Origin of the sequence: Enterovibrio norvegicus, assembly GCF_002876705.1 — a bacterium.
Classification (GTDB): domain Bacteria; phylum Pseudomonadota; class Gammaproteobacteria; order Enterobacterales; family Vibrionaceae; genus Enterovibrio; species Enterovibrio norvegicus_B.
Window position 1 is genome coordinate 66,163 of the sequence record NZ_MDAG01000010.1, and the last position, 22,427, is coordinate 88,589.

Sequence of the window (22,427 nt, forward strand, 5' to 3'; positions counted from 1 at the left end):
ACCTTCGCAACTTCCAAATGACTAACCCGCAACATTTTTCAGTGTCGGGCTAGTTTTCAAGCGGTGGATTCTACCATCAACCAAAGTCGCTATTCCACGGCAATCACCGTGATACACCTTGAATTTTCGGCAACTGAGCAAACTATCGCCAATTCTGATTGATAAGTATGAGCAAGTGCACAAATTGGCATGCAAAGACGTTGTTTAAAGAGTGTTACAAGCGTAACAAACTGTAAATGTGTTCATGCATGCATATCGTGTTTCGTCGACACGTAAATCTTTAACATTTGCTCACTTACATTTCACTTCACTGAATTTTTCATTCAAGTTGTTAACTACGCGTTATGCATTTTTTACTTTTGCCAAGAAAAAGGCCGTTTATACTAACAGCCTTGAATATTGTTCAATCTTACAAGTCTAAATTTGACCCGCCATGGCATGGAGGAGAAACCGGGGATTGTCCGTTTAATTCGTGCCACTCGCTTTCAGTATATGTATGAATTGCCAAAGCATGGATATCATTTTTCAACTCGTCCGCGAGCACTTGGTTAACCGAACGGTGTCTTGCCAGTAATCGTTTCCCTTCAAAGCCCTGCGTAACAACCGTTACTTTGAAATGGCTCTCTGACCCAGCGGGAACATTGTGCATGTGACTTTCATTGATCACATCTAAGAACACAGGAGAAAATGCTGCGGCCAGTTTTTGTTCGATTTTTTGCTGTACAACCATTATTCGTTATAGCCCTTATCTTTTTGAAACATCATCGCGTCCCGTCTAATGATAGGCAGAAGCGAAGAGGATTGCAGTATTTGCATCATCTGCGACAATATACGCCATCAATCCCACTCTTTTTCTCGCTTCGCTGGCATCTTTGAATGAAAACCACTTTGCAAATTGAAAGCCTCGCTTTAGCGCTACGTCGCTATCCAATCCAAAAGAACGAAACTCTGCAAGCATGGGATGCCGCGGACGAATATTTAATTGAGCATGTTAAAGGTCTCGCCCTGCCCCCGCAATCGCGTGTATTGATCTTAAATGATGGGTTCGGTGCGCTAACTTGCTGGGCTCTCGCGCAGCAATTTAATGTTACAGCTATAAACGATTCCCTGCTCTCACAACAGAGCATTGAAAAGAACCTAGAAGAAAATGACCTCCACGGTGCAACATTGCTGACATCGCTTGATGTGCTTTCTTTTGATGTAGATATCGTGGTAGCAAAACTGCCAAAAAACAATCGACTCTTGGTGTGGCAATTGCAACAAATCGCGCAATTGAGCGGCAAATCACCTTCTGTGGTTTTTGGCGCAAAAGCGAAAGATGTGCACACCTCAACACTCAAACTGTTCGAAAAACACTTGGGTGAAACACACACGTCGTTGGCGAAAAAGAAAGCGCGTCTGATTTTTTGTGAAAAGCACATTCAACTCGATGCCTTGCCAAACGCAATGACCTCGTTTGATGTGCCTGAATACCAGCTTACGCTATCAAACCACGCAAATGTGTTTTCATCTGAAAGCCTCGATATTGCTGCTTATTTAATGCTCGAGCATCTTCCACGTGGCGAAGAAATAAAACACATTATCGATTTAGGCTGTGGAAACGGCGTTCTGGCGATCCAATCGGCGAAATTGAACCCACAAGCAAAAGTGACGGCTGTGGACGAAAGTCACATGGCGATCGCCTCAGCAAGACACAATTTAGCCGCCCATGGTATTGATCCATCACGGTTCGAATGTCGTGCCAACAACTGTCTTGATGAATTCGAAGAAAACTGTGCCGATCTGGTACTTTGTAATCCTCCGTTTCACCAACAACATGCAGTGACTGATCATATTGCTTGGCAAATGTTTTGTGACGCCAAGCGAGTTCTAGAACCGAAGGGACGTATTGTCGTGATAGGAAACCGTCACCTCGGCTATCATGCTAAATTGAAACGTCTTTTTGGCAATGCGCAGATCATTGCCTCCAACAGTAAGTTTGTTATTGTCGAAGCTTCTAAATAAGTCAGACGCTAAAGGGATGTGTTAACACATGAAAAAAATTCTACTTATATCTGGTCTCGTTTTAGGTTTGAGCGCGTGCTCTACGCCCAAAGAGCCGCAACTTACCGTCGCACCTCAACCAACGATTTCGTCAGTGCCTGTCGTTCAGGGTAAAACGGTGATGGTAGAAAGCCGTGACTTACGTACTGCCCAATTTGTTGCTGTCGTTGATAACGGCCGTAAAAATGTTCAACCGATCCACGCAACCTCTAACGTACGCATTGTTCTTGAAGACGCGCTAACTCGCCAATTCAACTCGCAAGGCTACCGCGTTGCGACTGACAGCAAAGGCAAAGTGCGCCTAGATGTGCTGGATGCATTGGTCAAAGTTGAACACTCCGTATTTTCACACACCATGCAAACCAACGTGCAAATCCAACTTGTGGCTGAGACAAGCGATAACAAATTCGTGAAACGCTACACAGGTAAATCCACCATGGAAGGCGCAACCAGTGCTTCGGTGGAAGACATGGAAATTGCTTTAAACACATTGTTGGAAGCTGTGCTTCAAGACATTTCGCGTGACAAGCAACTTGCAACCTTTATGAACGAGAACTTCTAATGAAAAACGTTTTAAAAGCGGCGTTAACCGTTGCCTTCATGCTCGCTTCGCTGTCGGCGTGGGCGGCAAACCCGATAGTGAATGTTACGACGACTGACGGCAATTTCTCGCTTGAACTCTATCCAGAAAAAGCCCCTAAAACAGTGGCAAACTTTCTACGATACGTTGAAGACGGCAGCTATGTCGGCACACAATTCCACCGTGTTATCAAAGGATTCGTTGTGCAAGGTGGCGGTTTCGACAAGTCTCTTGAGCGCAGACCAAGCTACGAAGAAGTAGTGAACGAATCCAAAAATGGTTTGAGCAACAGCCGCGGCACTATTGCGATGGCACGTACCTCAGATCCAGATTCAGCAACGCGCCAGTTTTATATCAATCTGCAAAATAACAGCAACCTAGACGGGACTGATTACAAGTTTGGCTACACCGTTTTTGGCAAGGTTATTCAAGGCTTTACAACGGTTGAAAAAATTGCGAGCGTGAAAACTGTAACAATCCCAGATGCGCGCATGCGCGATGTGCCACAGCAACCTATACTTATCGAGAAAATCACGATCACCACTAAGTAATAGGCCTTGGGGACATGCTAAAACTCGTTGCGGACAACCCGGAAAACAACGACAAGCAAGCGGCTGGCGAGCATATTCGACAATATGCGCCAGCGTTTGCTGCTGAGGTCGTGCGCTTTATTATTCGTCAGTCCGATTACGATGAGTTAAAAGAGTCGGTAAAGCACCAATTTTTAGACTGGTGGCAGCTCTCCGTTCCTAGCGGCCCTCCAGAAGACCAGTACGAATCGGTTTACTGGTATCTCATTTACCTCATCGAATCCCGACAAGAGCATGAACTTAGAGGCAATCGCTTCGTTAAGCAGCGTGTTCAAGAATGCGCTTGTTATCTGATCAATAAAGGAAAAGTCCCCGACTTTGCTCGTGGCATTCGACCTTGAAGCACGGTAGCATGGTGATATTCTCTGTTACTCACAAGGACGTCTTTTCATGTCCCACGATCCCGCGCAAACTTGGCGAGAGACACTAACCAGCTACCTTGATAGACGCCTACTTTGGGTTTTTCTTCTCGGTTGCGCCAGTGGCTTCCCTTGGCTTTTAATCGGCTCCAACATGTCAGGTTGGCTCAAAGATGCGGGTCTTACGCGTACTGCCATCGGGTTGTTTGGCTCTGTATTTGCCGTATACGCCATAAACTGGATGTGGGCACCGCTGATTGACCGCGTAAAACTCCCTGTATTACATAAATATTTAGGGCAACGCCGCAGTTGGATCTTGCTCATGCAGGTCATTATGCTCGTTTGTACCTTGAGCATTGCCAACACAGATCCCTCGTTCAACCTTTGGCTAACCACCACGCTGGCTTTTACAATCGCACTTGCATCATCCACGCAAGACATTGCCATTGATGCCTTCAGGATAGATAGCTTCCAAGAGCAGGAAAAAAACAAACTGCCGCAGGCCGCTGCAATGGCGGTTATCGGTTGGTGGACGGGATACAGCCTTCCTGGTTATTTCGCTTTTATCAATGCCGATAGCATTGGCTGGAATGGCGTGTATTACGGCATGGCAGCATTTGTAGGGTTGCTGATCCTTTTCACCTTGTTCGTCGGTGAACCCAATACCAATCGAGAAAAACTTCAAGCAGAAGCTGAATCTCGCTATGCCAAGCGCCTTAATCAAGGTGAAAGCAGTATTATGGTTTGGTTCTCAGTCACCATTGTTGAGCCGTTTGCCGAATTTTTCCGACGTAATGGCGTGCAAGTCGCATTGACGCTATTGCTCTTTGTCTTTCTCTTTAAAATCGGTGAAGCCTTCCTTGGACGCATGTCGATCGTATTCTACAAAGAGATCGGATTTAGTAACGAAGATATTGGCAACTACTCTAAGCTCATTGGCTGGGGCGCAACCGTCGTTTTCACATTAATTGGCAGTGCCGTCAACGTTCGATTCGGTGTTGTAAGAGGCTTATTGATTGGCGGTATCGCCATGGCTGCCAGCAACTTAATGTTTGCACTCATGGCGCAGATAGGCCCAAACAAAGATCTCTTCCTTGCTACGATATTGGTTGATAACTTCACCAGTGCATTTGCCACGATCGCGTTTGTTTCTTTCCTCACTTTCCTAACGGGGCGCGCATTTTCAGCCACGCAATATGCGCTTTTGGCTTCCCTCGGCAACCTTGGACGCACGACGCTGTCATCCTTCAGCGGCTCCATGGTCGATTGGATTGAAAGCTTTGAATGGTTGAATGGCGTTGATTGGCTTAACCCTTGGTCGCTGTTCTTCATCATTACAACGCTGATGGTTTTACCAAGCCTTGCGATGATTGTCGGACTTCGACACCACTTCAAACGTCTCGCTGAGTTACAGAAATAACCTCAAACCTGTTGAACCCGTGGTATTCGTCACGGGTTGCCACACCAAATCGACTCAAAACCAAAACACCCGTCATATATTGATATCGAATTCTCATATGTAATCCGTTACATAGAGATCTGCATCACATTAAGCAAACGATTGCGGTTACATTGCATTTCCTTTTTTGAACTTTTACATAGAATGGCGCTCGCAACGGCGGAGGTCCTACCATTCGGTGTCTTTGCCACTCCAATCTTAGCGATGTAAAAGAGAACTTAAGATGCGTAAATCAGTAGTAGCACTTGCCGTTCTGGCGTCAGCAGCAGCTGTACCAGCACAAGCTGAATATCTATACGGTTTCGGTAACGTATACACCGACTACCTGACTTGGACCAATGGTACTCAAGGCTTTGATGGTAATGATGTAAGTGACATGCGTGACGATCACATCACCATCGGTGCTGAAGGTGGCGCAGGCTTTACTTGGGGTGAGATCTACGGTTTCTACGAGTACGAGAAACTGAACAAAGGTTCCGACGAGCGTGGCCAAGCAGCTAAGTTTTCTATCCATTACAAAATTGCCGGCAACGTAACCGCATACGGTCAAGTTTACGACCTCGTTGATAACAAGTTTGGCGGCGAACAAAATCGCGTTGTTGGTCTTGGCTACGTTGGTCTTACTGGCGACAACTACTGGTTCAAACCTTGGGTTGGTGTTCACGATGCTTCTCGTGAAGGTCAATCAGGCGCAAGCGGCATGAACGGCGGTATGCTAGGCTGGTCAGCAGGCTACAGCTTCGAAATTGCAGGCCAACCGCTGCAACTGGTTAACTGGAACGAAGTAGAGTTCGCACGTTCAGATGAGTACCAAGCACAAGTAGGTACTAAATCTTCGGGCGTAAATGGCGCTGTTGTTCTGTCTTACGACATTACCGAGAGTGTTTACACCAGCGTAACCTACCGTTACTTCTCCAACAAACTGGGTGTAGACGGTTACGGCGACGCGGCTATCTTCCGCATCGGTATGCACCTGTAATCGCAAGATTATCGAAAAAAGCACCTTCGGGTGCTTTTTTGCTTTCTATCACCTGTCGTTCTAAATAAAAAACCAACATTGTTCGTCACTTCAACATTAATGATAAGAAAGGATAATCAGTGGTATTCTTCTGAGTGTTGAAGATAGAAAGGATACATCATGCATTTCACGCTCGTCGGTGCAGGTGCTGTTGGCACACTTTGGGGATTAAAACTTCAAGAAGCTGGCCACCACGTTCATTTCTGGACGCGGGCAGAACAGACCTCTTTAACACGCGGTCTTGAATCGCAAGCAGAGCAACACTTTCCTGCAAACAACCCAGCCTTACTTGCTGATAGCGATTGCATCCTTGTCTGTGTCAAAGCCTTTCAAGTCGATACAGCACTAAACAGCCTATTGCCACACCTTCACCAAGACACGCCCGTCATTCTCATGCACAACGGCATGGGCACTGCACAAAGCGCCCTAGAAAAACTGGGGGGTATTCCTTTGTTGCTGGCGACCACCTCTCAAGCAAGCTTGTTGTTATCAGAGGCCACCGTGAGGCACACAGGCATTGGTGAAACACGGCTAGGCGGTATTAACCCAAGCGGTAAGCGCTGTAATTTCTTAGCAGAGGTGCTGAACCATGCCCTCCCCCCTTGCGCCTGGGAGAACAAGATCGAACAGGCATTGTGGCAAAAGCTCGCTATCAATTGCATGATCAACCCGTTAACGGGGATCTTTCAGATTCAAAACGGTGAACTCACCAAACCCGAATACCGAGACCAGCTGCACCAACTTGCAAGCGAGATTGCCCTCGTCATGCATGCGGAAGGCATAGATACCGACAGCGACACGGTGCTACAACGCACCCTCTCAGTGGCGAATGCGACAGCGACAAACTATTCCTCGATGAATCGTGACGTGTTTTTCAAACGCGCATCAGAGATCGATGCCATTACAGGCTATTTGATTCGTTGTGCCAGTCGCCATAGTATTGCCACGCCTGAAAATCAGGCGTTATACCTCGCAATTAAGAACTTGGAGCAATCCTATGACCACCCCTAGCGTTTTAGTGTGCCTCGCACCAGGCACCGAAGAAATGGAAGCCGTTACCGTCATTGATGTCATGGTACGCGCCGGATTTAACGTAACGACGGCAAGCGCAGCACCAAATGGCGAACTCGAATTGACCTGCTCGCGCGGCGTAAGGTTGATTGCTGACGCACCTCTCGTCAAAGTGGCGGACGACGAATACGACTGTATTGTCATTCCTGGTGGTGTTGAAGGCGCAACCTGTTTGGGTGAAAGCGCACTGATCATTGAAATGCTTCGCCAGCAGCAATGCGATCAAAAATGGGTCGCCGCCATCTGTGCAGCACCTGCGTTGGTATTGGAGAAAAACGGCCTTTATCCCGACGCATACAAATCATGTCACCCTGCATTTGTTGAGCACATCGCCGAAGACAAGCGCAATACAAAACGCGTTTTCACGGATCGCGACCACAAGCTGATTTCGAGCCAAGGGCCGGGCACGGCACTAGAGTTTGCTGTTGAGATTGTTTATGTCTTGGCGGGGAAAGAAAAAGCGGCAGAAGTGGTTGGCCCAATGGTAATCATTCCAAACCTTCACTATGAGCAGAAGTTCGCCTAGAGCGAGAAGCGAGAAGCGAGAAGCGAGAAGCGAGAAGCGAGAAAACATATGTGAATCTTCGCCTTTATAAGCAATAAAAAAACCGACGCATGGTCGGTTTTTTTTGAATATGGCATTGCACCAACTATGGGCGATACACTTTCACGTTTGTGAAGCCATTCTCTTGCAAATAAAGCGCTTGCAAGCGGCTCATCACACCACGATCACAGTAAAGTAAGTACGTTTTACTCTGATCCAAATCGCCAAACTTGGTGGCGAGTTTGAAGAACGGAATGTGCATTACGTCAGCGCCATCGATTTCTAACGGGTTGCCGTCTTCTTCTTCAGGGCTGCGAATATCAAGCACCACTGCACCTGATTCAATGTCACCAACCTGCTCAACTTCGGGAGCTTTTTCTTTACTTTGCTTTTCGATCTCACGGATATCGATCGTACGCGCTTCACGCACCACTTGCTCGAGGATCTCAAAGTTAAACTTCGCTTCTTCAATCTCTAGCTTTTCTTTCTCAGCCTTAATGGTTGGCTTACGAGAAATCACGCCACAGTATTCAGGCATCGTTTTGGCGAAATCTTCGGTACCAATCTGACGCGCTAAATTGATGATATCTTCTTTATCCCAGTTAATCAGAGGACGAAGAATCAAGGTGTCTGTCGAGTTATCGATATGACGAAGGTTGGTCAACGTTTGGCTAGAGACTTGGCCCAACGCCTCGCCAGTAACCAGTGCTTGAATGCCATTTCGTTCTGCCATCTTCGAGGCCGCACGCATGAACATACGCTTCAAGATCACACCCATTTGACCATCTTCAACCTTTTCTAAGATCTCAGCGACAACAGGTTCAAAATCAATAGACACAAATTTCACTTTCGCAGAAGAGCCGAACTTCTCCCACAAATAGTAAGCAGTTTGCTGAACACCAATCTCATGGGAAGCACCACCAAGATTGAAGAAACAGTAGTGCACCTTACTACCACGTTTAATGTGCAAATAGCTTGAAACCCCTGAGTCAAAGCCACCAGAGATCAAGCTCAGTACATCTTCTTGTGTACCGAGAGGGAAACCACCTAGACCTTTAAAACGCTCGCGCACCACGTTGACGTTTTCTTTGTCCACTTCAAGGTGAACAGTGATGTCTGGGTTTTTCAATTGAACACGAGCAGATTCGACGTCTTGATTCAAGCCACCACCAACGTAACGCTCTACTTCGATAGACGTAAACGGATGATTACCGCGACGCTTAGCACGTACACAGAAAGACTTGCCTTCCAATTGGTGGCTTACCGTTGCAGCAACGATCTCGTAAATGTTGTGCAGATCTGTGAATTCAGTTTGCTCGACTTCCAACACGTGGTGAATACCAGGGGTACTGGTCAAAGCGTCGAGCATAAGCTCGCGTTGAGAAGCGTCTTTTAACGAAACCTCGATATGGTCGCGACGGTTAAATACCGCCATAGCAACTGACTTCCGCTTAAGAACATTTCGGATGTTACCTTCCAGAATTTTCGTGAAGCGTTTCCGTACAGATTCACTTTTGACCATCACCTCAGGGTGAATTTTTACGATAAATTTCATAACAGGTTTCGCTACAGCTTCTTTAAAGGCGCGGATTATACATCAAGCATAACGTATTCGAAATAACCCGACACGAACCAAAAAGCAGCGACGATGCGCTGCTTTCCTTATAGGTGCCAATTCTTCTCGCTTAGGACGCCATCAGTTTTCCTGAATTGCCTCAACCGGTGCGTCTGCTGACAACTCTTCAGACTCTCGCGGTTTGCCTTGCATAATAGAGATTTCGACGCGACGGTTAAGCGCTCGATTCTCAGGCGAATCATTCGGGGCGCGCGGCATTGAACCGGCCAAACCTTCTACACGCATGCGCATCGGATCAAACCCTTGAACCTTTTCCATCTCTTGAGCAACAGACACCGCACGCTGCGCCGACAGATCCCAGTTTGAACGATACAGTTCTGAATCCAGCGCCGAATCATCGGTATGTCCCGACACTTTTATTTCACCCGGCACGTCTTTCACCAACTCAGCAATCTGACGCACCAACGGACGGAACTTAGGTTGCAAGAACGCCGACCCCGCAGGAAACGCGCCTTTCTCTCGAATGCGAATAACCAGCTGCTGCCCGAGGTTTTCGACTTCAATAGCCCCCTCTTCCACTTCGCGCTCTAAGGCTTGTACCACCATTTGAGCGGTACTCGACATTTGTTCAACGTCTTGTTCTTGTTCCTGCATTGAGGCTTCACTGGCGGTAGACCCCCCTTCAAGTTTCGCAGAGTCCCGTTGTGAGCCACCCGCACGATCAGATTCTCCGTCTTGGAAATCGAGGGAGCGCTGCGTCATGTCGATGGTTTGCTGCATGATCACTTCGATGGGTGTTGGCTCAGGGCGACCTGGGCGAAACTCCTGCGCAATCACACTGGTCCCTTTCGGGATGTCTTTTACTTCAAGTAAGTTTTGCACACCAAACGCAAACTTCATGGAGCCAGCGATCTGTTTAAACTTCAATACGTCCATTTCCGAAAACGAAAGTAGAAGTACGAAGAAACACATCAGTAGGGACATCAAGTCCGCGAACGTACCCATCCAAGCCGGTAGGCCTGGGGGGGGACATTTGCATTCTTCTTCCATATCAGGCTCCTTATGCGTCTACGTCAACGGCGCGTTTCTTCTCGTTGAGGTAGTTTTTCAGATAGCCATCAATGACGCGTGGGTTTTGTCCATCCTGAATGGCCAGAAGTCCATCCATGATCAGGCGTCGATTCTGCTTTTCCTGATCTTTACGCAAACGGAGTTTATCTGCGATCGGAATGGCGACCATGTTCGCGAGCATCGCACCGTAGAGTGTTGTCAAAAGTGCTACCGCCATCGCGGGACCGATGGCCTTTGGGTCATCCATGTTTGAAAGCATGGCTACCAGACCAACCAGTGTGCCGATCATTCCCATCGCGGGTGCAACATCAGCGAGTGCACTGTAGAATTGAGCCCCACCATCATGGCGTTCATCGGTCATGGCGATGTCTTTTTGAAGTGTCATTTTCACCACTTCCGCATCGTGACCATCCACCAGCATATCAACGCCTTTCTTCATAAAAGAGTTGGTCACTTCCATCTCTTCCAATGCAAGAAAGCCACCTTTACGCGCGGCATCTGCCATCTCAACCACTTTTGCGATCAAATCTTCAGGGTCATCTGCCTTAAACATAAAGGCCTTACCCGCAATTTTGAAGGCACCAAAGAACTGTCCCATTGGGTATTTCATCATTACAACGAAAAGACTACCGCCAAATACAATCAGCGCAGACGGGACGTCGGCAAACATGCTCAAGGTACCACCGAGTAGCATCGCCATTATGATGAAGGCGAACGCGCCTAACATCCCTATAAGTGTCGCCAGATCCACAGATCGATCCCCTTAAAATGTGTAGCCAGAATAATATTTGAATTATCTAACTATCTTAACAGCTACTGTATTTAACGGCAGCAGAGACGATAGTTTTAGTGCTTCTTTATAAATTGTAGAAAAGCCCTTTTAATACACATAATTTCATTCAAGGATTTGACCCTTATCAGACGCTGAGTTAACTTCTCCGCCATTCTCCCCAATGTAGAATCATCATGGCAGCCAAGAAACCAGAAAATATGACCTTTGAAGAGACACTCAAAGAGTTAGACACAATCGTGAATGGTCTCGAAAACGGTGAATTACCGCTAGATGCGGCGCTGAAGCAATTCGAACGTGGTATCTCGCTGGCACGTCAAGGTCAAAAAACCTTAACGGATGCCGAACAACGCGTAGAAATCCTTCTCGCTCAAGATGATAATGCACCTTTGGAACAGTTCGAAGATACCCGCGATGAGTAACACCGCTCTGCAAACCACCCTTCGTCATTATCAGGAACGCAACAATCGCCAGCTCGCTCACTGGATGGACTCTCTTGGTCATCACGACCAGCCTTTAATCCAAGCGATGAAGCACGGCACCTTGTTGGGTGGAAAGCGCGTACGCCCTTATTTAACGTACGTAACAGGCCAACTCTTTGGCCTCGACGACGACGCATTGGATACGCCAGCATCTGCCGTTGAATGCATTCACGCCTATTCCCTTATCCATGATGATTTACCCGCCATGGATGATGACGATTTACGTCGTGGCCAACCAACCTGTCACATTGCATTTGATGAAGCGAGCGCCGTATTGGCGGGTGATGCACTTCAAACTCTCGCCTTTACGATACTGGCCGAGGGTGATCTTTGTGACCAAGGCAATGCGTATCGTATTCATATGGTAAAAGAGCTTGCTGCCGCGTCCGGTGCCGCAGGGATGTGTTTAGGTCAAGCGCTCGATCTTGCTGCCGAAGGCAAGCACGTTGATTTGCAATCGCTTGAGATGATTCACAGAAACAAAACAGGTGCGTTGATCCGATGTGCGGTGAGACTAGGCGCTTACGCAGCGGGCGACAAAGGCGTCGCATGCTTGCCACAACTCGATAAGTTTTCTGAGGCGATCGGCCTGGCATTCCAAGTACAGGACGACATTCTCGACATTATCAGCGACACTGAAACACTTGGAAAACCACAAGGTTCTGACGTTGCAGCGGACAAAAGTACGTACCCTGCACTGCTCGGCCTTGAAGGGGCAAAAGAGAAAGCAGAACTTCTTTATAAAGAAGCACTACACGCGCTAGACGCAATCCCCTACAATACACAGCAATTAGAGCTATTCGCCCGATATATCATCGAGCGCAATAACTAAAAACAATTAAGTCGCGCCAAAACGAATTTATGACTCTCGATATCGCAAAATACCCAACGCTTGCGCTGGCCAATACACCTGATGAATTGCGGACACTCCCGCGGGATGTGTTGCCGACGCTGTGTGGCGAGCTCCGAACCTACCTGCTCAACTCAGTGAGCCACTCGAGTGGACACTTTGCGTCTGGGTTAGGCACCGTTGAGCTCACCGTTGCTCTGCATTATGTGTACAACACACCTTTTGACCATCTGGTTTGGGATGTAGGCCATCAAGCTTACCCTCACAAAATTCTGACAGGTCGCCGTGAGCGCATGTCTACGATTCGCCAAAAAGAGGGGTTACACCCGTTTCCTTGGCGTGAAGAAAGTGAATACGATGTGCTTTCTGTTGGCCATAGTTCTACGTCGATCAGTGCGGCTTTAGGGCTCGCTATCGCGGCGGAAAAAGAAGGTCGCGAACGCAAAGTGGTCAGCGTTATCGGCGACGGTGCAATCACTGCTGGTATGGCCTTTGAAGCCATGAACCATGCAGGTGGTGTCCATTCAGACATGTTGGTTGTACTCAACGACAACGAAATGTCGATCTCTGAAAACGTCGGCGCGTTGAACAATCACCTTGCGCAGTTGCTTTCAGGGAACTTCTACACGTCTATCCGCGAAGGCGGTAAGAAAGTGCTTTCTGGCGCACCACCAATCAAAGAATTGGTTCGTCGTGCAGAAGAACACCTTAAAGGCATGGTTGTGCCTGGCACCCTGTTTGAAGAACTCGGCTTTAACTACATCGGCCCTGTTGATGGACACGATGTGGAAGAATTGGTTAAAACCATCAAGAACATGCGTAACCTTAAAGGGCCGCAGTTCCTGCATGTGATGACCAAAAAAGGCAAAGGCTACGAGCCCGCAGAGAAAGATCCTATCGGCTACCATGCCGTGCCGAAATTCAACCCTGCTGAGAATAAATTGCCAAAAGCGGCTGCATCAGGCCCAACCTTTTCCAAAATCTTTGGCGATTGGTTGTGCGACATGGCCGCAGAAGATGAAAAACTTCTCGCCATCACCCCAGCAATGCGCGAAGGGTCTGGCATGGTGCGTTTTTCGAAAGAATATCCCGATCGCTATTTTGATGTTGCTATCGCAGAACAACATGCAGTCACACTGGGTACTGGCATGGCCATTGGTGGCTATAACCCCGTTGTCGCGATCTATTCGACTTTCCTACAGCGCGGTTACGACCAATTGATCCACGATGTCGCCATCATGGATTTGCCTGTGATGTTCGCCATTGACCGTGGTGGTCTTGTGGGCGCTGACGGACAAACGCACCAAGGTGCCTTTGATCTGAGCTTTATGCGTTGCATTCCGAACATGGTGATCATGGCACCTAGCGATGAAAACGAATGTCGCCAAATGCTTTACACTGGCCACAAACATCGAGGCCCTTCGGCTGTGCGTTACCCTCGCGGTACAGGCATTGGCGCAGACGTCGCGCAAGTCATGACCGCATTGCCAATCGGCAAAGGCGTGGTCCGTCGCCAAGGCGAAAAAGTAGCGATTCTAAGCTTCGGTACCATGCAGTCATACGCATTGGAAGCTGCTGAAAACCTCAACGCGACCGTTGCTGACATGCGCTTTGTGAAGCCGTTGGATGAAGCGCTCATTGACGAGCTTGTGGCAAACCATGATGTGATTGTCACCGCTGAAGAAAATGCGATTGCAGGCGGTGCGGGTTCAGGTGTGATTGAATACCTGATGAAGTCACGCCAAATTAAACCTGTGCTTCAGATTGGTCTACCAGACAAATTTGTTCATCAAGGTACGCAGCAAGAGCTTCACCAAGAATTGGAAATTGATGGGAAAGGCATTGAGGCGCAAATTCGCCGCTACCTTGCCAGTTAGTTGTTACAGGTAACATGACCTTCAACCCAATCAAAAAACGGCGCATTCAGCGCCGTTTTCATTTCCAGTCTTTCTCGTCATGTCAGATCTCGTCATGGTGTGAAAACATCACATCTTCGTTTGGATTACCACCAACCCATATATGTGTGTCCCGCCCATAATGCGACCATTGACATTAAGCCCGCCACAATGTCATCAAGCATGATGCCAACGCCACCGTGAACCTGCTTATCAAGCCAACTGATCGGCCACGGTTTTACCATGTCGAAGAAACGGAAAATCACAAAGCCTGCCAATACCGTCTGCCAATCGGTCACTGGTACCAGTAACATCGTGATCCAAAAACCGATAAATTCGTCCCAAACGATACTGCCATGGTCATGAACACCCATGTCAGACGAGGTACGCTCACACAGGTAAATGCCCACCGCTGAACCCAACACAATAGCGACAATCAGTGACGTGGGAGACAGCGACGCCATCAACAAATAGAAAGGCACAGCTGCGAGTGTGCCCATGGTGCCCGGTACCCAAGGTGACAACCCGGATCCAAAGCCCGTGGCGAGTAAATGGATCGGGTTTGAGAGTCGAATTTTACTAATAGGGTTACTCATACATCACTCCGAAAGTGGTCCCAACCGGCTAACTGCCAATCCACAGCTTGTCCCTGCCATCGCAACTGTAAGCCCTCTCCGTGACGAACTTGACCAATGCAGGTCACTGGGGTGTTGGTGTGAGCCAATGCCGTGTCTATCGCTCCACGGTGGCTCTCAGGCACGGTAAAACATAGTTCGTACTCTTCACCGCTAGACAGGGCCATCTTCGCGGCATTTTCCGCACTGCCTGCGTATTCGAGCAATTCATCAGAAACAGGAAGCGCTTCTGTATTGATCACTGCAGACACACCGCTGGCTTTTAGGATATGGGAAAGGTCGGCAGCTAAGCCGTCTGAAATATCGAGCGCAGACGATGCCACCGCCCGTAGCGCTTGGCCTGCTAATACTCGCGGTTGTGAGTAGTAGTGACGGTTAAGTAATGTTTCTTCAAGCTCAGTGCTTGGTGCATTGCCAGAAAGAATGACATCAAGGCCAGCGGCGCTGTCACCCAAGTTACCAGTAACATACAGCCAATCGCCCGCTTTCGCGCCATCACGACGGATCGCCGTTCCAGCAGGAACAATACCTTGTAATGTGATAGTGATGCTCAATGGACCTTTGGTGGTGTCTCCACCAATCAACTGGACATTGTAATATTCAGCAAGCTTGTAGAAACCGTCGCAGAAGCCTGCGAGCCACGTTTCATCCGGTGAAGGCATGGTGAGTGCAAGCGAACACCACGCAGGCACGGCGCCCATGGCGGCGAGGTCGCTTAAATTTGACGCCAGCGCTTTATGCGCAACGTTGACAGGATCGGCATCTGCCAAGAAATGGGTGCCTGCGACCAGCGAATCGGTCGTCACCACCAATTGGCTGTTTTCAGGAAGAGAGATCACGGCTGCATCATCACCGATCCCCAGTACCACGTCTTTTCGAACAACGGGCTGAGCCTTGAAATATCGATGAATCAAATCAAATTCGTTTCCTGACATCCTTTCTTTCCAAACGTTAGAGGGCTGATAAGAAAAAGGCCAGCGAGGCTGGCCTTTTTATCTGTCTTTCAGATTATTTCTTTCTTAGTGTCGGTACGGCTTTATCAAGCACACCGTTCACGAATTTGTGGCTGTCTTCTGCGCCGAAACGCTTCGCCAGCTCAATAGCTTCGTTAATCACAACTTTGAAAGGAACATCTTCACGTTTTGTTAGCTCATACATAGCTAGACGCAGAAGTGCATGTTCCATCTCATCCAGATCTTGGATTGGACGAGACAAGTAAGGACGCATTTTGCTGTCCATTTCTTGGTGGTTCAACACAACGCCTGCAAACAGGTCACGGAAGTATTCTACATCCGTTTCAGGTTGGCGTAGGCGTGGCTCTTCGGCCTGATGCTCTTCTTCTTCGTAATTATCTGCCGAAAGAAACTGTGCTTCGATATCAGCAACGTTGCCTTTGGTTAATTGCCAAGAATAAATGGCTTGTAGTGCAAAATGACGCGCATTGCGTCTTGCGGCTGGTTTCACGATAACCCCCGTTAGGATTCGATTTGGGACAGGACATTTACCATTTCAAGCGCGCTTAGTGCAGCCTCTGCCCCTTTATTACCAGCCTTGGTACCCGCGCGTTCGATGGCTTGTTCGATGGTGTCAACAGTCAGGACACCAAAAGCAACAGGAGTATCAAACTCCAATGCAACTTGTGCTAGACCTTTGTTACATTCTCCGGCCACATAGTCAAAGTGTGGCGTACCGCCGCGGATCACAGATCCTAAGGCGATGATTGCGTCGTAACGACCGCTTTTTGCAACACGTTGTGCAACCAATGGCAACTCGTAAGCACCTGGGCAACGTACTACAGTAATGTTCTCTTCGCTAACCTGGCCCTGACGCTTCAGTGCATCAATGGCTCCATCCAGCAGACTTTCGTTAATGAAGCTGTTGAATCGGGAGATAACGATAGCAACTTGAGCATTTGGTGCTGCAAATGCACCTTCGATTACCTTCATGGGCCTTCCTGTGACTTATTTATCCGGATTGAGAAACCGCGGGATTCTATCACACTTATCAGCAAAGCTTCTAGCGCTTATCCCGCAATGTATTGTGCATAACCAAACTCGCTGAATCCTGTATCTTCAGGTTGTTTGGGTATCTATGTTTACGCCCTGCAAATCAAAAAACGCAGCGAGTGCTGCGCTTTCATTGTTAGAACGTCTTAATTCAGTTTAGTCGCAAACGTACTCGACAACTTTCAAGCCAAACCCTGACAGAGCGTGATAACGTTTTGATGTGGATGACAACAAGCGCATTTCTGTCACACCAAGATCGGCTAAGATCTGCGAACCAACACCCACACGGCGACTTGTACCTTGCCACTTGGCGGATGCTGGGCGTTCACCTTTGTCCTGCGCTTCAAAATTACGCACTTTTTCGATGATGCCGTCTGCCGATTCTTCTTTGCCAAGGATGACCAACACACCGCCTTCGGCGTTAATGCGCTTCATTGCATCCGTCAGTGACCAGCTACGCTCTGCCGAACGGTCAGAGTGAAGCACGTCAGTAAAGGTATCTTGCAAGTGCACGCGCACCATGGTCGGCTGGTTATCAACCTCACCTTTACGCAGCGCATAATGCACTTGGTTATCGATGGTGTCACGATACGTAATCAGGTCAAATTCACCAAAATCCGTTGGCAGTTTACACTCAGCCACACGCTCGATGGTGGTTTCGTTGTTGTTACGGTATTCAATCAAATCGGCAATGGTGCCGAGTTTGATGTCGTGTTTTTCACCGAACTTTTCCAAATCAGGACGACGCGCCATGGTGCCGTCTTCATTGAGAATTTCAACAATGACACCAGACGGAGAAAACCCGCCTAGACGCGCCAAATCACAGCCTGCTTCAGTGTGGCCTGCACGTGTCAAAACACCACCGTCTTGCGCCATCAACGGGAAAATGTGTCCCGGTTGCACCAAGTCAGCAGCAACCGCATTCGGGGCCACAGCCGCTTCTACAGTGCGTGCACGATCAGCAGCAGAAATACCCGTGGTGACACCGGTCGCCGCTTCGATAGACACAGTGAATGCGGTAGAAAATTGCGCATTGTTGTCGCTGACCATCAGCGGCAAACCAAGACGTTGGCAACGATCTTTCGTCATGGTTAAGCAAATCAGACCGCGACCATACATCGCCATAAAGTTGATGGCTTCAGGGGTAACCTTCTCGGCCGCGATGATTAAATCACCTTCATTTTCGCGGTCTTCATCATCCATCAGGATTACCATCTTGCCCTGACGAATATCTTCAATGATCTCTTCTGCGCTGCTTATGGCCATTGTTCGTTCCTTGTTACATCTGCCTTTGCCCAAACGGCAAGGGTTACATTATCTAAGAAAACCCGACTCCGCGAGTTTTGCCATGGTCAATCCGCCTTCGCCCGTCTGCTGCGCGGCGCGGTCGCCCATCATCAATCTTTCTAGGTAGCGAGCAATCACGTCCACTTCGAGATTCACTTGCTTGCCGACACTCAAATCTTCAATGGTGGTTTCCAGTGCAGTGTGCGGCACAATGGTCAACTTGAAGCGAGCGCCATCAACGGCATTGATGGTCAAACTAATGCCATCGATCGTGACAGACCCTTTCTCTGCGAGGTATTTCGCCAAACTTGCGGATGCTTCGAGCCAAAACTCAATCGCACGTCCCGTTTGTTCGCGAGACACCACAGTAGCCAGCCCATCAACATGGCCTGATACCATGTGACCACCAAAACGTGTCGTAGGCAGCATGGCTTTTTCAAGGTTCACTTTTTGCCCAGCTTGATAGTGGACAAACGCAGTACGCTTCAATGTTTCCGTTGAAAGGTCAGCAACATACCCGTTGCCTGTCAATTCAACCACGGTCAAACACACGCCATTGGTGGCAATGCTATCACCCAGCTTCACATCTGACAGATCCAGTTTTCCGCTATCAACAGTCAGGGCGATGTCTGTCCCTTTTGGCGTAATCTTCTGAATACGGCCAACCGCTTCGATAATTCCTGTAAACATACTTCTTCGCTTTGAGTATTACTGCTTGTGTAATCGCAGACGAATGTCGTTGCCCATTTGGCAAACGTCCGTCAAAGAATAGGTCGGAACATGCTCCATGGAGACGATCCCTTCGAGATTCACCAAGGCTCGGCTATCCGCCCCCATCAACTTTGGCGCTTGATAAACAATCAGCTCATCAACGAGGTTTTCAGCAAGCAAACTGCCTGCGAGCGTTGCCCCCGCTTCAACCCAAATGTGGTTAATGCCTTTGCTTGCCAATGCGCGCAGTGCCGCGTTCAAGTCTATGCCTTTTGTGCACTTGGGCACCACAATGACATCGACATTCTCTTGCTCAAAAGACAACGAGGTATTCGCGGTGACGATGACGATATCCCCTTCCAGAGAAAACAGCTGCGATGTCGAGGAAACGGTGCCTTTCGAATCAAGTATCACACGGAGAGGCTGACGCAAGGTCGCCTCATCGTAATGTGCTTTTACATCTTGAGGTAACTGCGCCCAGCGCACATTCAACGATGGATTGTCATCATGGACAGTCTGGCTGGTTGAAAGGATCGCGCCAGCAACGGCACGGAAGCCTTGAACATCGCTGCGCGCTTCAGGTCCAGTGATCCATTGGCTTTTCCCGTTGGCCAGCGCCGTACGCCCATCAAGACTGGCGGCTAACTTCAACTGAACAAACGGGATACCGGTTTTCATCATTTTGATGAACCCTGGATTCAATGCTTCAGCCTGTGCTTGCATCAAGCCCACATCGACCTGAATACCCGCATCGCGCAATCGTTGTATGCCCTGACCGGCCACTTTCGGGTTGGGATCAACCATGGCACACACAACGCGGCTCACCTTGGCATTGATTAATGCATCCGCACAGGGCGGCGTTCGGCCATAGTGAGAACAAGGCTCAAGCGTGACATATGCGGTGGCGCCCAAAGCGTGCTCACCCGCTTCTCGCAATGCATGAACTTCGGCATGAGGTTCACCGGCACGAAAATGGAAACCTTCGCCAACAATGTCATCACCTTGGGTGATCACACAGCCAACGTTCGGGTTTGGTGCTGTGGTGTAGATGCCGCGCTGCGCTAAATCGATCGCACGCTGCATCATTTCTGAATCAAAAATAGAAAACATGGATCCGCTTATTTTTCTAGGCGAGCAATCTCTTCGCCAAAATCACGAATATCTTCAAAGCTATGATATACGGACGCGAAGCGAATATATGCCACTTTATCGAGCTCTTTTAATGCATCCATCACGAGGTTACCCACCAAGGTAGACGACACTTCACGTTCACCCGTAGCACGAATGGTGGACTTGATGGTGTTGATGGCTTTCTCGATGTCGTCAGTACTGACTGGACGTTTTTCCAACGCACGTTGAATACCGCCACGCATTTTATCTTCGTTGAACGGATCTCGGTTGCCATTGGTTTTGATGATACGCGGCATCACCAGTTCGGCAGTTTCAAACGTGGTATAACGTTCGCTACACGCTAAACACTGGCGACGACGACGCACCTGGTGGCCGTCAGCCACAAGTCGTGAATCGATCACTTTGGTGTCATTTGCACCACAGAATGGACAGTGCATCTCGCCTCCTTCAATAATTGAAGAACAGTGTAACCGATTTAACCTAAAGGGTAAGTGGGTAGAATGACGAAAGTGGTGAATTTAGAGCCAAAAAAAGCACCCGAAGGTGCTTTTTGTCATCAATTTACGGCTTACGCGTAAACAGGTAGACGCTTACAGATTTCAAGCACTTTCGCTTTGGTCGCGTTAATAACATCTTGGTTTTCGATGTCATCCAGCACATCACACATCCAGTTAGCCAGTTCTTTTGCATCATCTTGGGTAAAACCACGACGCGTAATTGCAGGAGAACCCACACGGATACCTGATGTTACGAATGGGCTGCGTGGGTCATTTGGCACACTGTTTTTGTTCACAGTGATGTTCGCCGCACCCAATGCTGCATCCGCTTCTTTACCGGTGATGTTTTTGTCGATCAAATCAACCAAAAGCAGGTGGTTTTCTGTGCTGTTAGACACGATTTTGTAACCGCGCTCTTGGAACTGAGCAACCATGGCTTTTGCGTTATCAACAACGCGCTGTTGGTACGCTTTGAATTCAGGTTCCATCGCTTCTTTGAACGCAACCGCTTTTGCCGCGATAACGTGCATCAAAGGACCACCTTGACCACCAGGGAAGACTGCTGAGTTCAGCTTCTTGTACATGTCTTCGCCAGCATTCGAAAGAATCAAACCACCGCGTGGACCTGCCAACGTTTTGTGCGTCGTCGTAGAAACAACGTGTGCGTGTGGTACTGGCGTTGGGTAAACACCCGCCGCGATCAGACCCGCTACGTGTGCCATATCAACAAACAGGTAAGCACCCACTTTGTCAGCGATTTCACGCATACGCGCCCAATCAACGATTTGTGAGTAAGCAGAGAAACCACCGATGATCATTTTAGGGTTGTGCTCAATCGCCAACGCTTCCATTTCGTCGTAGTTAATTTGACCCGCTTCGTCGATACCGTAAGGAATCACGTTGTAGTGCTTACCAGAGAAGTTTACTGGAGAGCCGTGCGTCAAGTGACCACCGTGCGCTAGGCTCATGCCTAGGACTGTATCACCAGGGTTCAACAACGCCATGTAAATCGCGCTGTTAGCTTGAGAACCTGAGTGTGGTTGAACGTTCGCATATTCTGCATTAAACAATGCACACGCGCGGTCAATGGCTAATGCTTCCGCTTTATCAACGTACTCACAACCGCCGTAGTAGCGCTTGCCTGGGTAGCCTTCAGCGTATTTGTTGGTTAGCTGGGAACCTTGCGCTTCCATAACGCGAGGGCTGGTGTAGTTTTCTGACGCGATGAGCTCAATGTGCTCTTCTTGACGTGCAGTTTCTTCCTGGATCGCAGTAAAAAGCTCTGGATCGTAATCAGCGATATTCATGTCACGCTTTAGCATCTGTATCTCCTGACTCAGATTGTTCCCTAGGCTAACGTGTTTAACCAAGTTGGCTAAATAACTCGATAGGAACAAGTGATTTAGTCAACCTGGTTGTAACCTCAGAATAAGTGGGTTTTTACCGTTTCTTAAACACCAGTATCCATGCGGACGCAAACGTTTTCGTCACGGTTTTCCTAACTGGTGCGATTCTACAAAATTTGTTGCGCAACAGGTAGTAGCAATCACATTTTTTTTGCGCTGCCGAACATGGTCATTTTTCATTCTAACCATGAATTCAATTCACCCATCGCCTGCAAAGCGGCATAGCGCCGCTATTCAACAGGGTGTGTAAACCTTTTCTCTTTACAGTGTGTAACGCATTTGTGACACAGCCTCAAGGCTGTCTTTAAGGCACATCTTTTCAATGTTTTCCTTACTCATTAAGATTTCCCACTTTTTGTTTTAATGGCTCGTTAGCAACGTCATTTTTTCCTTTAAAAACGACAAATTTGCGAAGCAACACCATTT

Annotated in this window: 24 protein-coding genes; 11 read left to right on the forward strand and 13 right to left on the reverse strand. The window is 48.4% G+C overall.

Annotated features, from left to right (window positions below; all coding sequences use genetic code 11):
* Positions 1–409: 409 nt before the first annotated feature.
* The gene (bolA, locus tag BCT27_RS06220; RefSeq protein ID WP_102318421.1) at positions 410–730 is read right to left on the reverse strand and encodes a transcriptional regulator BolA; all 321 of its coding nucleotides are present in this window, start codon (positions 728–730) and stop codon (positions 410–412) included.
* 146 nt (positions 731–876) lie between these two features.
* On the opposite strand from bolA, the gene BCT27_RS06225 reads away from it, so the two are divergent.
* The 8 genes from BCT27_RS06225 (at position 877) to BCT27_RS06260 (ending at position 7,646) form a co-directional block, all read left to right on the forward strand.
* Positions 877–2,004 carry a methyltransferase gene (locus BCT27_RS06225; protein ID WP_102395335.1) on the forward strand — a complete coding sequence of 376 codons (1,128 nt, stop codon included), beginning with the start codon at positions 877–879 and terminating at the stop codon, positions 2,002–2,004.
* 28 nt (positions 2,005–2,032) lie between these two features.
* The gene (locus BCT27_RS06230) at positions 2,033–2,605 is read left to right on the forward strand and encodes a YajG family lipoprotein (RefSeq protein WP_102318423.1); all 573 of its coding nucleotides are present in this window, start codon (positions 2,033–2,035) and stop codon (positions 2,603–2,605) included.
* Entirely contained in the window at positions 2,605–3,174 is a 570-nt protein-coding gene (locus BCT27_RS06235) for a peptidylprolyl isomerase (protein ID WP_102318424.1), read from the forward strand. Before BCT27_RS06230 ends, BCT27_RS06235 begins: the two co-directional genes overlap by 1 nt.
* Before the next feature lie 14 nt (positions 3,175–3,188).
* On the forward strand, positions 3,189–3,554 hold the full coding sequence (locus BCT27_RS06240; protein WP_102318425.1) for a hypothetical protein: 366 nt from the start codon (positions 3,189–3,191) through the stop codon (positions 3,552–3,554).
* 49 nt (positions 3,555–3,603) lie between these two features.
* Positions 3,604–4,992: an AmpG family muropeptide MFS transporter gene (locus BCT27_RS06245; protein ID WP_102389698.1), complete on the forward strand. Its 1,389-nt coding sequence runs from the start codon at positions 3,604–3,606 to the stop codon at positions 4,990–4,992.
* 262 nt (positions 4,993–5,254) lie between these two features.
* On the forward strand, positions 5,255–6,010 hold the full coding sequence (locus tag BCT27_RS06250; RefSeq protein WP_102318426.1) for an outer membrane protein OmpK: 756 nt from the start codon (positions 5,255–5,257) through the stop codon (positions 6,008–6,010).
* 159 nt (positions 6,011–6,169) lie between these two features.
* Positions 6,170–7,060: a 2-dehydropantoate 2-reductase gene (locus BCT27_RS06255; RefSeq protein WP_102395336.1), complete on the forward strand. Its 891-nt coding sequence runs from the start codon at positions 6,170–6,172 to the stop codon at positions 7,058–7,060.
* Positions 7,047–7,646 carry a DJ-1 family glyoxalase III gene (locus BCT27_RS06260; RefSeq protein ID WP_017011343.1) on the forward strand — a complete coding sequence of 200 codons (600 nt, stop codon included), beginning with the start codon at positions 7,047–7,049 and terminating at the stop codon, positions 7,644–7,646. Before BCT27_RS06255 ends, BCT27_RS06260 begins: the two co-directional genes overlap by 14 nt.
* 124 nt (positions 7,647–7,770) lie before the next feature.
* On the opposite strand, the gene thiI is transcribed toward BCT27_RS06260, so the two are convergent.
* The 3 genes from thiI to pomA form a co-directional block, all read right to left on the reverse strand.
* Positions 7,771–9,219 (reverse strand): tRNA uracil 4-sulfurtransferase ThiI, encoded by a 1,449-nt coding sequence (thiI, locus tag BCT27_RS06265; protein ID WP_102389696.1) that lies wholly within the window; start codon positions 9,217–9,219, stop codon positions 7,771–7,773.
* Between the two features lie 141 nt (positions 9,220–9,360).
* The gene (locus BCT27_RS06270; RefSeq protein ID WP_017011345.1) at positions 9,361–10,290 is read right to left on the reverse strand and encodes a flagellar motor protein MotB; all 930 of its coding nucleotides are present in this window, start codon (positions 10,288–10,290) and stop codon (positions 9,361–9,363) included.
* Positions 10,291–10,300: 10 nt separating this feature from the next.
* Positions 10,301–11,062, reverse strand: a complete 762-nt coding sequence (gene pomA / locus BCT27_RS06275) for a flagellar motor protein PomA (RefSeq protein WP_026024688.1) — start codon at positions 11,060–11,062, stop codon at positions 10,301–10,303.
* Positions 11,063–11,277: 215 nt separating this feature from the next.
* Here pomA and xseB point away from each other — a divergent pair, with 215 nt between their 5' ends.
* From xseB to dxs, 3 genes are read left to right on the forward strand one after another with little or no spacing between them, the layout of a single operon-like run.
* A complete protein-coding gene (gene xseB, locus BCT27_RS06280; RefSeq protein WP_102318429.1) occupies positions 11,278–11,523 on the forward strand; it encodes an exodeoxyribonuclease VII small subunit in 246 nt (81 codons plus the stop codon).
* Positions 11,516–12,415: a (2E,6E)-farnesyl diphosphate synthase gene (gene ispA, locus BCT27_RS06285; RefSeq protein WP_102395337.1), complete on the forward strand. Its 900-nt coding sequence runs from the start codon at positions 11,516–11,518 to the stop codon at positions 12,413–12,415. The genes xseB and ispA overlap by 8 nt, the downstream gene beginning before the upstream one ends.
* Positions 12,416–12,444: 29 nt before the next feature.
* Positions 12,445–14,310: a 1-deoxy-D-xylulose-5-phosphate synthase gene (gene dxs, locus BCT27_RS06290; protein WP_102395338.1), complete on the forward strand. Its 1,866-nt coding sequence runs from the start codon at positions 12,445–12,447 to the stop codon at positions 14,308–14,310.
* Positions 14,311–14,435: 125 nt separating this feature from the next.
* Here dxs and pgpA read toward each other — a convergent pair whose 3' ends face one another.
* The 9 genes from pgpA to glyA form a co-directional block, all read right to left on the reverse strand.
* The gene (pgpA, locus tag BCT27_RS06295) at positions 14,436–14,924 is read right to left on the reverse strand and encodes a phosphatidylglycerophosphatase A (RefSeq protein WP_102395339.1); all 489 of its coding nucleotides are present in this window, start codon (positions 14,922–14,924) and stop codon (positions 14,436–14,438) included.
* Positions 14,921–15,898: a thiamine-phosphate kinase gene (gene thiL / locus BCT27_RS06300; RefSeq protein ID WP_102395340.1), complete on the reverse strand. Its 978-nt coding sequence runs from the start codon at positions 15,896–15,898 to the stop codon at positions 14,921–14,923. The genes pgpA and thiL overlap by 4 nt, the downstream gene beginning before the upstream one ends.
* 73 nt (positions 15,899–15,971) lie before the next feature.
* Entirely contained in the window at positions 15,972–16,445 is a 474-nt protein-coding gene (gene nusB / locus BCT27_RS06305) for a transcription antitermination factor NusB (RefSeq protein ID WP_371734780.1), read from the reverse strand.
* Complete coding sequence (ribH, locus tag BCT27_RS06310; protein ID WP_016959723.1) at positions 16,439–16,909, reverse strand: 6,7-dimethyl-8-ribityllumazine synthase; 471 nt, start codon at positions 16,907–16,909, stop codon at positions 16,439–16,441. The genes nusB and ribH overlap by 7 nt, the downstream gene beginning before the upstream one ends.
* A 216-nt stretch (positions 16,910–17,125) precedes the next feature.
* Positions 17,126–18,235, reverse strand: a complete 1,110-nt coding sequence (gene ribBA, locus BCT27_RS06315; RefSeq protein ID WP_102389683.1) for a bifunctional 3,4-dihydroxy-2-butanone-4-phosphate synthase/GTP cyclohydrolase II — start codon at positions 18,233–18,235, stop codon at positions 17,126–17,128.
* A gap of 48 nt (positions 18,236–18,283) precedes the next feature.
* Complete coding sequence (locus BCT27_RS06320; protein WP_102318435.1) at positions 18,284–18,946, reverse strand: riboflavin synthase; 663 nt, start codon at positions 18,944–18,946, stop codon at positions 18,284–18,286.
* 18 nt (positions 18,947–18,964) lie between these two features.
* Positions 18,965–20,077, reverse strand: coding sequence for a bifunctional diaminohydroxyphosphoribosylaminopyrimidine deaminase/5-amino-6-(5-phosphoribosylamino)uracil reductase RibD (gene ribD / locus BCT27_RS06325; protein ID WP_102389681.1), 1,113 nt, complete (start codon positions 20,075–20,077; stop codon positions 18,965–18,967).
* 8 nt (positions 20,078–20,085) lie between these two features.
* Positions 20,086–20,535 (reverse strand): transcriptional regulator NrdR, encoded by a 450-nt coding sequence (gene nrdR, locus BCT27_RS06330; protein WP_102318437.1) that lies wholly within the window; start codon positions 20,533–20,535, stop codon positions 20,086–20,088.
* 131 nt (positions 20,536–20,666) lie between these two features.
* Positions 20,667–21,917 (reverse strand): serine hydroxymethyltransferase, encoded by a 1,251-nt coding sequence (gene glyA, locus BCT27_RS06335; protein WP_017011357.1) that lies wholly within the window; start codon positions 21,915–21,917, stop codon positions 20,667–20,669.
* Positions 21,918–22,427 lie beyond the last annotated feature (510 nt).